The sequence below is a fragment of the Ruegeria sp. AM1 genome (assembly GCF_056540745.1).
In genome coordinates this window covers 1-13,367 of the sequence record NZ_JBQFXH010000001.1, presented here as the reverse complement: position 1 = coordinate 13,367, position 13,367 = coordinate 1, and the positions used below count along the sequence as shown (strand labels likewise).

Sequence of the window (13,367 nt, the reverse complement as noted above, 5' to 3'; positions counted from 1 at the left end):
ACATCGTGTCAGATATGATGACCACACAGGCGGGCGATGCCGGTGCCTTCCGCAAACTCGATCTCAGCCGCGTGCCTACCCCCTGTTTCGTCGTCGATGAAAAGGCTCTGGAACGCAATTTGAGCATTCTGGCGGATGTCGGCACACGTTCCGGTGCGCATGTACTGAGCGCGCTCAAGGCGTTTTCCATGTTCTCGCTGGCCCCGCTGGTGCGCCGGTATCTGGGAGGCACTTGCGCGTCAGGTATCTATGAGGCGCGGTTGGGCCGCGAGGAATATGGCGGAGAGGTCGCGACGTTCTGCGCCGGGTACAAAGACGCGGATATCGATGAAATCCTGTCCCTGTCCGACCACATCATCTTTAACTCTCCGGCGCAAAAGGACAGGTTTCTTACCAGGGCTCAGGCTGCGGGCGTTCAGGTTGGTCTGCGTATTAACCCGGAACACTCCGAAGGCGAGATACCGAAATACGACCCCTGCGCGCCGTGTTCGCGGCTGGGTACACCCATCAACCAACTGACCGCCGAAACGTTGATTGGTGTGGATGGCCTGCATATGCATACACTCTGCGAACAGGGGTTCGAACCGCTGCAGCGCACCTGGGCGGCGGTTCAAACCAAACTCGCCCCCTTCCTCGATCAGCTCAAATGGCTGAACTTTGGCGGCGGCCATCACATCACCCGCGATGACTATGATCGCGACGGGCTGATCGACTTCATCAAGACCATCCGCACCGAGCACGATATCGGCATCTACCTCGAACCTGGCGAAGCCGTTGCGCTGGACGCAGGCATCCTGATCGGAGAAATCCTCGACCTTCCCACCAATGGCATGCACCTTGCAATCACCGATATCTCGGCCACGTGCCACATGCCGGACGTGATCGAAGCCCCCTATCGCCCCGCCCTGATGGATGAGGCCGAGACCGGCCATACCTATCGTCTGGGCGGCCCGTCCTGTCTGGCTGGCGACGTGATCGGCGACTATACATGGGACACACCGCTGGAGATCGGCCAACGCTTTGCCTTTCTCGATCAGGCGCATTACTCGATGGTCAAGACCAACACATTCAACGGTGTTCCCCTGCCTTCCATCGCGCTGTGGAACAGCGAAACGGACGACCTGAAGATCATCAGGCAGTTTAGATATGAAGACTTTAAGGATCGCCTTTCATGAGCATTTTCCTCGACAGCGAACTGACGGCCACTGAGCGCTCTGAAAACGCCCGGTTCCGCGTGATCCCGGTGCCGCTGGAGCGCACGGTCTCCTACGGGTCCGGCACCGCCAAAGGGCCCGAAGCCATCCTTGAGGCCAGCAACGAACTGGAACGCATCACCGGCCATGCCGAGCCCTGCGTCGAAGGCATCTTCACCGAAGCCTCTCTGAATTGCGATGGCCCCCTGCCTGACGTGATGGAGCGTCTTGCGCAGCGCACCGAGGCCGCCATCCGCGCGGGCAAGGTGCCGGTCACTTTGGGCGGAGAGCATTCGCTCAGCTATGGCGCGGTGACGGGGGTTGCGCGGGCCCTGAACCAGCCCGTCGGCATCGTTCAGATCGACGCTCATGCCGACCTGCGCAACGCTTATCAGGGCGAAGAACACAGCCATGCCTCGGTCATGCACCTGCTGGCCGGGCAAGGCACCCGTCTAGCCCAGTTCGGCGTACGTGCCTTTTCCACTGAAGAGGCCAAAAGCCGTCTGAAAAACCACGTCTTCCACGTGGATGCCGAGGAACTGGTCACCGGCAATATCCACGCCGTCGACCTGCCCGAAGATTTCCCCGAGCTGGTCTACGTCAGCTTCGACGTTGACGGCCTTGATCCGTCACAAATGCCCGCAACCGGCACGCCGGTGCCCGGTGGGCTGGGCTATTATCAGGCCCTGCATCTGGTCGAACACGCCCTGAAGGGTCGCAGATGCGTGGGCTTTGACGTGGTCGAGCTGGCCCCGGATGGCAATGCAGCCTGGGACTTTACCGCCGCGCAGATCGTCTATCGCCTGATGGCGGCCTGCTGATCCATGGCCACGCCCCAAACATCCGGAATTTCCAACTCAGGAATGGCCCAAGAATAGGCCAAGTCTGTTGGCCTTGGACGTCAAACGGACATGGTCTTTTAAAGACGACGAAACACCTGAGCCTCACGACAGATGCCTGATATGCGGCCTTAGTTGCAGGTACTGGGTTCTGGCTTCTTGCAGATAAGGCTCGAACTTTGGCAATGCCGCCACGTCCAGACACTCGGTGCTCAGTTGAATGTCGATCAGCCTCGAAAACTGCTCATCCGTCATTGCTGGTTTTGACCAATATCGCGAGTGACGAAAAAACGGCCCCTTATGGCGCCTGATGAATTGTATCGCATCTGCCCAGATTTCACGCGCCGGGATTGGCGGTGACTCATCCACTGCAACCAAAATTACCATGCAAACATTTGGGGTGTTTCCGCTCACCTCATCGGGCTTTGGCCAATCGATCATATCCGACAGGTATGCGTGCAATAAAAAAGACCACTGACGGGTGGCCTGACATCAACGCTTTTGTCTTCTGACCCCATGAAGTGCCTGATGTGGTCGGCATCAGAATTCGGAACGTTCATGTGATAGCGCCCAATCAGGTCGCCGTGCTTGATCCATGAATAAGGAACCCGTCCTTCAACAATCTCCTGAAACCTTCCGGAATGGCTAAAAGCAGAGATTGGGGGCCCGGCACCAGGACAACCCTGTCTCCGAGCTCTATGCCATTGGGTATTGTGCTGGGCTGCAAAGTTCGGTGCGAAGTTTCGGTGTGATCCGTGGGCCCGGCTCGCGCCACAGACCGATCCGACACATTGCTATTGGGATTGCGGCCCAGATTTCCACCATTCTTTCGTTGATGTTGGTAGGCCAGGGAAGCGATACATGCCCCTGCGGCCGTCGCGGCGGCTATCAACTCTATCACGGCCAATCTCTTCGTATGCAATATCAATTGCAGATGAAAGAACTGGGGAACATGTGCAATGAGCACGTCAGAAGATTTGCAACGCATGAACCGGCCTACGTGTGACGCCTAAAGCAAATTGGTCGACCGATGCTGGACATTGGGTCTGACTGCAACTTCAGACTTGAACCGGTTTCCTGTCGTCCGAGGCATTCTCACAGGTGCAGATCAGGTCACCGGCAGTGCCGGAGCCCTTGCCTGGTTGCGCCGATGCAAAAGCGGGCGTCCGGCAACGGCCAGAAACAGGGCCGATATGACGATCCCAATAATCGCGGGCATATAAAGCAGCACCCAAAGCGCCGGATCGTCAATCACAACCGGCGCCACAAAACCCCGAACCCCCTCCAATAGAACCAGAATCGTGAACGCTCCAAAGATCTGCGGCCACAGCCCAAAACGTGAAAAGCTGCCCAGCATCAGCGTCGAATAGCCCGCTAGCGCGACGGCGATGCAGATGGCGATCCACGAAAACCGCTGGTGCAATTCCTCGACAAGCTGACCACGCGAATAGCCGTCGCGCTGGGCAGCGCCGTCCATGTCCTGCACCAGTTCCAGCGTTGGTATCGCCTCGAGACTGCGGCGCGCCATATCCGTCCCACTGGTCAGTTCAGAGATGTCATATGAGGCATCCTGAAACAGCGTGGACGACAGGCTGCGGTCTTCTGCGTTCAGGCGCAGTGCGACACCGTCGAGCATCACAAGATGGATGCCCGTGTCATTGTTCACCAGATAGGCGGTCGCGCTGGAATAGCTGACTGGGTTGTCCAGATCGCGCCGGTCTGACACAAACACTTCGTGCAGGGTGCCATCCAGATCGATCCGGCCGATATAGACCGTCACGCCTTCGGCCGGGTGCAGAAACTCACCCTCATTCAACAGCTGCGCAGTCACATCGCCTGCGACCTCAGCCTGTCTGCGCTCCAGCTGATCCACCGAAGCGGGACGCAACACCACGCTGATGATCGCCATCATCAGCCCCGCGGTCAGCCCGAACAGGAACACGGCGCGGGCCAGCCGCCACGGGCTGGACCCGGTGGCCAGCATCACGGTCAGCTCGCTTTCGCGACTGAGCCGGTTGGTGGCATAGACCGCTGACGCAAACACCGCCATCGGCATCACCGTGCGGATCAGGGTGGGCAGGGTCAGGGCGGTGAACTCAAGGAACACCATAGCCGATTGCCCACCACTGATGACGCGGTCAAACAGGCTGACCGAGCGGGTGATCCAGAACACGCCGACCAGAACCAGCGTGAAGAATCCAAACAGCACGAGCAATTGCCGAAGGAAATACCCATCGAAGCGCGACATCTGACCTCTTTAAGCGGTTCGTGACGTTCCGGGACATTATGCCATTCCCCGTGCAGAGGAAACCGGATTTGCGCAGACCCGGGATGATCGGGCGAAATGCAAAGATGGCTTTCGATCTCTGTGACTTGGGGGCCTCTCGGAACACACTCCGTCGGCGGTCCTGCCTTTCCTCTATAGTTACGAGGCAGTTAGCGGATCAACCAGCACGATTGCCACTGGCACAGGCCGGGCTCAGTACCTAAATTTACCAAAACCAACATGAACGATCAGGCAGGCCAATCAATATGACAAACAAGGGACGTGAATTCCTGTGCGGTGAAGGCGCGCGGCAAGATACAGCTGACAAATATGACGTTAAAATCCTGCGGCGCTACGAAATCCTGGGCGACCCGATCAAGGGCGCATGCCGCGAGATTTCCGAGATCGCATACAGCGTATTGCTGCTGGACCGGGATGATCCCGACACGCGGCTTGGCCCGTTTACGGTTGGATATTTCGCGGGCGATGATCTGGCGGAAAGGGCTGGCGCGAGGCTGCCCCCGCTGGAACGGCTGCGCATGCCGATGGCTGCCGATGTGGCCCCACAGGCCCCAAACGGGGGGGCTCACCCTCAGGGGCAGCAGATGGCCGCTTCGGCCAGCACGCGCGAGGCCTATGCGCTGACGACGTTGATCGCCACCTATTGGAAGCGCGACAATCTGGATGGGTTGTTGTTGCGAATCATCGAATTCCATCATGATCACCCCGAAGAGGATATCCCGCTAAAGGATCTCAAGGGGCTGAACACGCTGATTTCTCAGCAATTCACCTCGACGGAAAATCTGATCGCCCTGCTCAGGGCGCGCCACCCGGAATTGCGCGATTTTGACTTTCCCGCCATTCGCCGCCGCTTGGAGGGGTTGCTGAACAAGGGCCACACGCTGAATGCGCCGCTGGCGTTTTAACAGCGCCGCGTTGGTCTGGCTGTGGGCAGACACAACAAAGGGATGTGATTTTCTGGGAAATGGCAGGGGCAGCAGGGTTCGAACCCGCGACCTACGGTTTTGGAGTTCGTAGGTCTTACATATTCGACGATACATGCTCATATATACTGCTTTGTAATTGCAGCGTTTGTATAACCCGGTGTATAAGGAAGTATCTCCATCTAACGCACAAAACGCACAAAACGCACAAAACGCACAAAACGCACAAAACGCACAAAAATGAAGACCCGATTGAACGAGCGCAAGGCCGATGAACTCAAACCCAAGGACAGGGGTTACGAGGTCAGGGACGAAATTGTGCGTGGTTTGGTCTTGCGTGTCGGCAAGCGTGGCCAAAAAGTTTGGGAAGTCGTGTTACATCGCGGCAAGCGTCGTCATCGAGAACGCCTCGGTACTTTTCCAGACATCAGCGTGAAGCAGGCGCGCAAGTTGGCCGAGGAAGCAAAAGAGCAGGCCCATATCATTCGCTCGGATAACAGCGCTAAAACCGTTGCCGACCTGTTCGACGCCTACAAGGCTGCGCGTGAATCTGAGTTACGGACATGGCACGACATACAGTCCGTTTGGGATACTTGGGCCAAGGACCGCATTGGGCATGTTCGGGCAACCGACCTGTCCTTCTACCATGGCCGAGACCTGCGAACCTACGTCAGTAAGAAATCCTCACCGATCCGGGCCGGTTCAGTTGTCAGCTACCTGCGCCCCTTCCTCGCATGGTGTGCAGAGGAACAAATGATAAAGTGCAATCCTTGGGAAAAGCTCAAGGTTGGCGCAAAGGCAGGGCGTAGAGACCGCGTTTTATCCGGCCATGAATGGGCAGCGATTTACGCGACTGCTTGTGAAATGCCCTATCCCTTCGGGCCGTTTATCCAGGCCTTGATGCTAAGCGCCCAGCGGATCAGCAACGTCGCTCAGATGCGCCATGACGAGATACAGGGTGATGTGTGGGTGATACCAAAAGAGAAAATAAAGGCCACGCGCAGTGCCAGCGCCGCAGCCCATGAGGTTCCACTGTCTGAATCTCTGGCCGCACTGATAGCCAGTATAAAGAAGCGCGGTGATTTCGTTTTCACCACCAGAGGCGACAAACCAATCACGCCGGGGTCGAAGCTGAAAGCTAAGTTGCAGAAGGGCTCTGAAACGTCCGACTGGAGATATCACGATATCCGCCGCACGGCTGCAACGCTCATGACGACTGGCAATGAGGCCGGGAAGGCCAATAGGTTCATAGTTGAACGTGTGCTGGGCCACGCGGACAGCAGCGTAACCGCTATCTACGACCGCGCCACCTACCGGGACGAAAAGCGCGAAGCCCTCGAGGTGCTGGCGGCAACTGTATCGGGCGTTGAGGGCAGCTTACCAGAACGCACAGTCGTGAGAATTTCGAAATGATGATTGAGGCGGACCTCGGTACCCATGATGCCATAGTGGAGGTTTGCGCGCATCATTTGGGCCGAGATTTCGTTGAAGACAATTCCGATTTACTTATTCCGAGTTGGTTCCTCGACTTGGACTTTGTTCGCGCAGTCGAGAAAAGTGGGCAGGTGAGAGCAGTCAAGGAAATTCAGGACAATCTAGGAAAAGCGCTTAGGGGACTCTATTCGCTTCACCCTGATTTAAGGCAGGCTATTGAGTGGCAAGTGGCTGACAATCTTGCCAATTACGAACCAATGACACGATTGCAGACGGTTGCACTGTTGCCCAAAGATACCACAGACGAAAAAGGCGCGGACGAGGAAGGAAGGCTCGTTCTGAGGCCCTTTAAGTCGTTTAAAAACTTGGAAATCCTCATACGTACCGCTTTGTCTTCATACATTGGTGCTTCAGCGGATACACCCGGCCTTAAGGTGCATCAAGGGACGCCGGGGAAGTCAGCTAAATCCACTGCCAAAAATGTTTTGTCAGGCCTGAATATGAAAGACCTGACTTACCACCAGCGTGACGGAGAAACATGGCAGAAGGCCCTGACAATGAAGCGGTGCCGTGACTTTTGGTCGATGGCGAATGGCGTTCCTGCGCCTAAGGCTCCGTCTGGTCAGTTCGGCTTGTTCTTAGGGGATACTATTTACGCAATTGGGAAAGGTGACAATTGGCCGGTCCTAAAAACGGTCATGAGGTCTTGGGTCGGATGCGCCAAGGAAAACGAGTGGTTCCTCTGACTTCCTAAAGACCACACCAAGAGGCCTTGTTTTGCGCCTTGCTGTGGTCGTTTTGCCCCCCAATTTCCTCCAATTGATTTGTATTCACGTCGCGCCTTGGCAAACGCCAAACAGCGGCACAGCCTCAATCGGCCCTGTCCGTCGCGTCTCTGGCAGTGCAGGCCCATGCAGATGTTGAGACCCTGGCCGGGTTCAAGCCCACGTCCCTGTTCTGCCAGACGGTTGCGCAATCGGGGGAAAGGAAAAGCGGGTGCGATAAGCTGGTGATGAACGGTTTGCGCGAATACGAGCGCGAGCAATCCAGTGAATACACCGAAGCCAAAGCGGACTGGTCCTTAACTCATAAGCTGTGGACCGCTAGGCGCGACCGCCTTCTGAAAGGGGCTTCGGGCAGCAAGCCGGACAAGGCCACTGCAGCCGAGAACGATTTGAGAGCTATGGGGCCGGAGCCAGCGCAACCACTTTCCCTGAAGCTAACAGCATCAGAGCCGACACTAGAAGGGTTGATGAAGCTCTACCTAATCGGCCAGCCCAGCCTTGGTTTGTTCTCTGATGAAGGCGGTGGGTTTGTGGGTGGTCACGCCATGAACTCAGACAACCGCATGAAAACCGTTGCGGGGCTTTCCAAGCTCTGGGAAGGCGAAGCGCCTGAACGTGTTCGCGCCGGTGACGGCGCGGTGACACTGCACGGGCGCAGGCTTGCATTGCACCTCATGGTTTAGCCCATCGCCGCGCGGCCCCTGCTTTGAGATCCGATAGCATCCGGCCAGGGGTTCTTGGCCCGGTTCCTGATAACCGAACCTGTCAGCAATATTGGCGGACGTTTGAAACGCCCCGACGTGCGTTTAGCGGATAGAGGCCATGGCAGACGCGATTCAGTTGACGCAGTTCTATCTAGGCGAGGCCAAAAGACTGGCAGAAGCCGCAGCGATTTCTGAGCGGGTTGAACAGGCTGAACAGTTGCGGCGTTGGATACTGGAGTGCTGGCCGGACAGGGCGCGCGCGCTGGGCCGAACACCTCAAACCATTCTACCGGGTGATGTGGTTCAATATGGGCCGAAATCATTCCGCGAAACACAAAAAGCCAAAGAGCTACTAAACGTATTGGCTGACCACGGATGGCTGCATCATCTTGAGACCGGAACCGTCATTGATGGCGCAAGCCGCAGCCTCGCCTTCAGCATCGTGAGGAGTGAAAGACGACTTTCTTTTTCGACACTCTGGCGGCGGTGGCAAAAAATTCAAAATCAGAGGGACATCCCTGCTAAAACTGCTAATCCCGCTAAAAAGGGTGCTGAAAACCGACCCCATTTAGCGAGTTTAGCGGATTTAGCAGCCCCTACCAGCCAAAACGCAGAAATTCAGGTGGGAACAGATGACCCACCTGAACTACCCCGACATGCTCCACAGCATGGGCTAGTACCGGCTAAAGCTAGCGTGGGCGGCAGGCCCGTCACATGGACTGGCAAAGTTGTCAGTCTGGAAGAATGGCGGCGTTTGACCGACTGGGAAAAGCATGGCCCGAACGGGCGCATGTGGAACGGCAAAACTCGAAAATGGGAAAGAGAAAATGAGCAGTGAAGAGAGCCGTAATAGCCGTGAAAATACGGATGACAGAAACCGGGACGGCACTTTTGCGGCGGGCAATCCTGGCAAGCCGAAAGGAACGCGCAACAGGGCCACGCAGGCTGTTGAGCAGATGCTGCAGGGCCAAGTTGAGGAACTGACACAGTGCGCAATCGATAAAGCCCTTGAGGGTGATGTCACGGCCCTGCGGCTGTGTCTGGAGAACCCCGGCTGGCATACATCATGAAGGGCCCCAAGGCTGGTGGGCAACTGACAAGAAACGAGGATGAAACACGGGCAGAGTTTCAGACCCGGGTCAATCTCACTGTGGAGGGCAAAGCACGAGCTTGAAATCGCGAGTCGAAAAAGTTGAGCGCAAATCCGGTCTTCATGATCGGGAGGCGGTGGATAGCATCATCATCTGTTCGCTGCCCCCGAGGCTTCGGGAAGACGGATCGGTCATTCCGCGCCAGCCAGGCGATACGGAAGGTCAGAAACCGGGTTTTGCCCACATCATCAAGGGGCCTAGCGCAGGCCAGCAGTTGAGCGCCTTTGAAGGGGAAACAGTCGCGGAATTTAAGGCCCGCATTGAGCGTATCGTGTAGGGTACAGAATGAGCATTCGGACGAGACTAGGAAAGCTGGAAAAGATGTTCCAAGCCGCATTCTCCATGCAGGCCGCTGATCTTGCTGTCTTGACCTCGATATTTCTTATATAAATCATGCCGTTGATGATTGTGTGGGGCGCATTTCACGAGATGCCCGGAAGGTGCGGACTTGCAGCGGCCAGATCGAGTGGTATCGTTTGCTGATTGGTTGCAAAGTTACACAAGGGGTTTCGATATGTCATGGCTTTCGGCTCTAAAGCCGCTCCACACGCTGTATACTAACGGAAAAAAGGTTAAGCAGGTTTACGATTACGCCAAAAAAGTTGAGAAGGCTGATGAAAAAAAACTGAGTTGGGATCAGCTGAAATTCTTCAACAACAAAACGATGAATACGGCCACTAAGATGGCACGCGATGCCAAGTCCTCCATCAAAAAGGCGCTCAAGGCCGAGTTAGCCTACCCGACCTCAGGCACCTTGAAGGCCTTTATCGCCCTGATCAAAATCTCGCAAAAACAGGGCCTTGGTTCCAAACAATATGAAGCGGGCAAGAAGACGTATATCGCGGCAATCAAGACCTATGACAAAGACCTGAGAGCGACACTGGCCGCTCTCAAATCCGAAGAGAACAAGCTATTGGACAACCTTCGCACGGCGACTGCGCTGCGTGACTATGCCGACGTGCTGCAAAAGGCCTTCTTTAAATGCGCAAAGATTCCGGCGGGGCCTTCCACCGCGCAAAACGCAATGTTCTTCTCGCTTTCGCAGGATGCGCAGCAATATGGCGGGATCATGAGTGACGTGGTCAAGGACACGCAGAAGCTGATCCAAAAGAACAAGGGCTATATCAAGGACGTGCAGACGAAAATAAAGGAAAACGGCGATTGGCTGACCTGGGCACAATCGGATGCCCCCAACCGAGAGGGCAACTTAAAAAAGAACGAGAAGGCGACCAAGCCCAAGAAATAGCGCGCCGAAATGGGAGGCTTGCCTGTTAGACGGCCTTTGGGTGGGAGCATGCGTCTTAACCCGAACCAGTTCCCTAGGCGAATCCCGATAAAGCTGAGGTACGGGGCTGAGGCTTGCCTTTTTGACCAACGCATCCGGCAGGGCAATTGTCGCTGAGTCACTGCTGCTCGGATTGCCGCAGGTATTCCGCTTCGATGGCGAGGCCGAGCGCGACTTTCGGCATCGTGTTCACTTGAGTTGCTCAAGGCGCATTCTGGTCGGTCTGGTCCGTTCTATGAATTGCTGGACACACCACACTGGAAGCCTGCATGAAAGCGTCAAACGCTGAAATTTCGAAGCTCCGGTCTAGTTTAGCAAGTAAGGTGAATGACTGAGCGGCATTTATCTAAGACACTGCCCGACGCATCAGATTGAATTCTACAATTTATTCTATTGAAGCCTTCTCAATAGACTTCTTCGCAGCAGCAATCATCTTCTCGAATTCAATCCGCTGTTTCTTGTAAAAGACCTCATGCCGCTTGGCGATGGCTACAACTTTCTTCATTGTATCAGCGGGTAGGGTCTTCTTCTTCAGCATCTCAATGATTTCGGTGTTGATCAATTGCCTACCAGCATCAACTTGCTTGTAGTTTTTCTTGCGACCCTCCCATATCGCGACATCTCCCATCGCGTTCTTTACGTATAACCTGGATAGCTCCTGCCAAACCGCATTGTGCTTTCCTCGGTCTAAAAACTTGTCTTCGCGGCTGGTCATCAAGCTCACACAGTGCGACATGCTTTGGAAGTTGGCCTTCGCTTTCCCCGCCAGATTTCCTTGCGTGTAGACAAGCTTAGGAAGCGGTTTCTTAATCCTCTTAAGGACATCGGAAAGCTTGTCGTAGTGATGGTGTCCTGTCCATTCGACTATGTTCTTGTTCACATCGTCGATTGATTTCCAAATACCTACTAACTCGTCTTCCGCCAGCAGGAACTTTTGAAACGCACGCAGCTCAGCTTCGGGGTATCCAGCATAAATCACTGCTTTCTCTGGAATCGGAAGAACCATTTTTCCGTGGCTTTTGGTCCAAGATATAAAGCTCTTCCAATTTTCCGTTTGCAGTTTTTGCGTTCGCGGATCTTCTTTGTGCCCCATCTCTATCAACCTCAAACTTTGGTTAGTTCAATTACACATTGCCGAGGGCCCCTAGTGCCTTTCAACAGCATTCCATCGGGAGTCGCTTTTCCCTGCATAAGCGCACTGTCTGTAATCATTGGTGCGCCCGGTTTTGGGTTCGCAATGTGGTCTTCGTCGACATATTGGTAAGTCCCGGGTGCGTGTACATTCCCGCCCTCAGAAATCCTAAAGTCGAAACTTTCGTGATAGAGACCGCCGGCCCACGATTTGAGTGGTTGAGGCGGTCCCTTCAAATACCGATCGCGCCCGTCAGAAATATCCACCCGAATTGTACGTCCAGCTCCACGCGTAAAATCGTTGCTTCTTGTATCGTCTGGAGTGGCGTCGCACAGTAACCTACCGATGTACGTTCCATCAAACTGTGCTGTGGTATGCAGACTTCCACTACGGCCAGAATTCAAAACCACTCGCTGTCGCAATGAAGAAGTTTCCCAAGGTGTCTGAAATCCGTTTGTCGACTTCTCAACAATGTTTCGAACACGAATAAATACATCCTCGACTCTTGTACCCGACTCTGAAAGTGATCGCGCCAAGGCCGCTGCATAAGGACTGTTTGCACCTGTGCCGTCTAACGCCACAGCGCCCGGAGCTGTCGCGAAGGCAACGAGTGTGTCTGGGGGCGCTACGATACGAGACAAACCAGCAGACGTTCCGCGTAAGGCATCTATTCCGGACACTCTTGCGCCAGGAACTGCTTCAAACGGGTTGTCACGGCAGGCATCTAGCACGACCATATTTACGGCTTTATCGTTGGAACCTCTTCCGAAAAGCTCTTCAGCCGGTACAAACTGCCGCGAAACGTCTGACAGCGACGTAAGCATCACATCCGTTGGTGCGAGCCAGTTTCGCCCCTGAACATGAACAGCATGGCCCGCAAAGTAGACTATGCCGACCCCACCTCTTGACGCCAGCTTGCTTCGGTAGGTCGCAATAGCACTGCGCATTTGAGCAAGCGTCAGGTTTGTCTGTGGGCCGCCGCCTTCGAGACGGAACCCTAGGGAGCTAAGTGATTTCGCGACCAACCTAGCGTCGTTTGAGGGATTATCCAGGTTAGCCAAGTGTACATAGTTTGAGTTTCTAATAACAAACGCCGTTCTGGGGGCTCTGTCTCCAACGTACCCAATGGGCCTTGAAAGCACTTGATCAGCTACTGAAGACACATTTTCCACTTGGTCCGGACTGTTTGATCCGCCTGAGATTCTTCGGCCTTCAGCCGATTCCTGGCAAGCAGTTACAAACACAAGTGTTACAATCGCAATGAACCAACGCATATTCGCCTACCTAGTAGTGGAAAAAGAATAGCACGATTTTAAGACATTGTTGATGTTTCCGATTTGTTGTGTGACCAAGTAACTCAAAAGTCCTTCACCAACGGTGTACATATTCCTTTCTAGGTAGCACTTCAGTGGGGGAGAATCATTATCCCGCTCAGCCAACACCGCGCTTTAGTCAGATATGACAGTTGGCTTGCTCAGATCGAAACCCGCACTCTACCGAATGAACAGACTCATGTTTTACGGTGCTAGGGTCAGGACCCATTGATTTCTGCGAGGTTGCGTGATTCACGGTTCGAAAAACGAGCGGTGAACATGTCTGATCTGTTTTGGCTGACCGACGCCCAGATGGCGCGT

Annotated in this window: 13 protein-coding genes; 9 read left to right on the top strand and 4 right to left on the bottom strand. The window is 54.9% G+C overall.

Going from position 1 to position 13,367, the window contains the following annotated elements; translation table 11 throughout:
* Positions 1–5: 5 nt before the first annotated feature.
* Both nspC and speB read left to right on the top strand, forming a co-directional pair.
* Positions 6–1,175, top strand: a complete 1,170-nt coding sequence (gene nspC, locus ACR0I7_RS00065) for a carboxynorspermidine decarboxylase (RefSeq protein ID WP_480507183.1) — start codon at positions 6–8, stop codon at positions 1,173–1,175.
* Positions 1,172–2,014, top strand: coding sequence for an agmatinase (gene speB, locus ACR0I7_RS00060; protein WP_480507181.1), 843 nt, complete (start codon positions 1,172–1,174; stop codon positions 2,012–2,014). Before nspC ends, speB begins: the two co-directional genes overlap by 4 nt.
* Before the next feature lie 123 nt (positions 2,015–2,137).
* Here speB and ACR0I7_RS00055 read toward each other — a convergent pair whose 3' ends face one another.
* Together ACR0I7_RS00055 and lptF are read right to left on the bottom strand one after the other, a co-directional pair.
* Positions 2,138–2,473 (bottom strand): hypothetical protein, encoded by a 336-nt coding sequence (locus ACR0I7_RS00055; protein ID WP_480507179.1) that lies wholly within the window; start codon positions 2,471–2,473, stop codon positions 2,138–2,140.
* A 667-nt stretch (positions 2,474–3,140) separates the two neighbouring features.
* A complete protein-coding gene (gene lptF, locus ACR0I7_RS00050; RefSeq protein WP_480507177.1) occupies positions 3,141–4,280 on the bottom strand; it encodes an LPS export ABC transporter permease LptF in 1,140 nt (379 codons plus the stop codon).
* A 284-nt stretch (positions 4,281–4,564) separates the two neighbouring features.
* Here lptF and ACR0I7_RS00045 point away from each other — a divergent pair, with 284 nt between their 5' ends.
* From ACR0I7_RS00045 to ACR0I7_RS00015, 7 genes are all read left to right on the top strand, one after another.
* Entirely contained in the window at positions 4,565–5,224 is a 660-nt protein-coding gene (locus ACR0I7_RS00045) for a hypothetical protein (protein WP_480507175.1), read from the top strand.
* Between the two features lie 270 nt (positions 5,225–5,494).
* On the top strand, positions 5,495–6,655 hold the full coding sequence (locus ACR0I7_RS00040) for a tyrosine-type recombinase/integrase (protein WP_480507173.1): 1,161 nt from the start codon (positions 5,495–5,497) through the stop codon (positions 6,653–6,655).
* Positions 6,652–7,422, top strand: a complete 771-nt coding sequence (locus tag ACR0I7_RS00035; RefSeq protein WP_480507171.1) for a hypothetical protein — start codon at positions 6,652–6,654, stop codon at positions 7,420–7,422. Before ACR0I7_RS00040 ends, ACR0I7_RS00035 begins: the two co-directional genes overlap by 4 nt.
* A gap of 134 nt (positions 7,423–7,556) precedes the next feature.
* Entirely contained in the window at positions 7,557–8,144 is a 588-nt protein-coding gene (locus ACR0I7_RS00030; RefSeq protein ID WP_480509674.1) for a DUF3987 domain-containing protein, read from the top strand.
* A gap of 139 nt (positions 8,145–8,283) precedes the next feature.
* Positions 8,284–9,003, top strand: coding sequence for a hypothetical protein (locus tag ACR0I7_RS00025; RefSeq protein WP_480507169.1), 720 nt, complete (start codon positions 8,284–8,286; stop codon positions 9,001–9,003).
* Positions 8,993–9,235: a DUF5681 domain-containing protein gene (locus ACR0I7_RS00020; protein ID WP_480507167.1), complete on the top strand. Its 243-nt coding sequence runs from the start codon at positions 8,993–8,995 to the stop codon at positions 9,233–9,235. The genes ACR0I7_RS00025 and ACR0I7_RS00020 overlap by 11 nt, the downstream gene beginning before the upstream one ends.
* 595 nt (positions 9,236–9,830) lie before the next feature.
* Positions 9,831–10,562, top strand: a complete 732-nt coding sequence (locus tag ACR0I7_RS00015; protein WP_480507165.1) for a hypothetical protein — start codon at positions 9,831–9,833, stop codon at positions 10,560–10,562.
* A gap of 424 nt (positions 10,563–10,986) precedes the next feature.
* Here the strand turns inward: ACR0I7_RS00015 and ACR0I7_RS00010 are convergent, their stop codons facing one another.
* Positions 10,987–11,694, bottom strand: coding sequence for a hypothetical protein (locus tag ACR0I7_RS00010; protein ID WP_480507163.1), 708 nt, complete (start codon positions 11,692–11,694; stop codon positions 10,987–10,989).
* 11 nt (positions 11,695–11,705) lie between these two features.
* Positions 11,706–13,007 (bottom strand): caspase family protein, encoded by a 1,302-nt coding sequence (locus tag ACR0I7_RS00005; protein ID WP_480507161.1) that lies wholly within the window; start codon positions 13,005–13,007, stop codon positions 11,706–11,708.
* Positions 13,008–13,367: the final 360 nt, after the last annotated feature.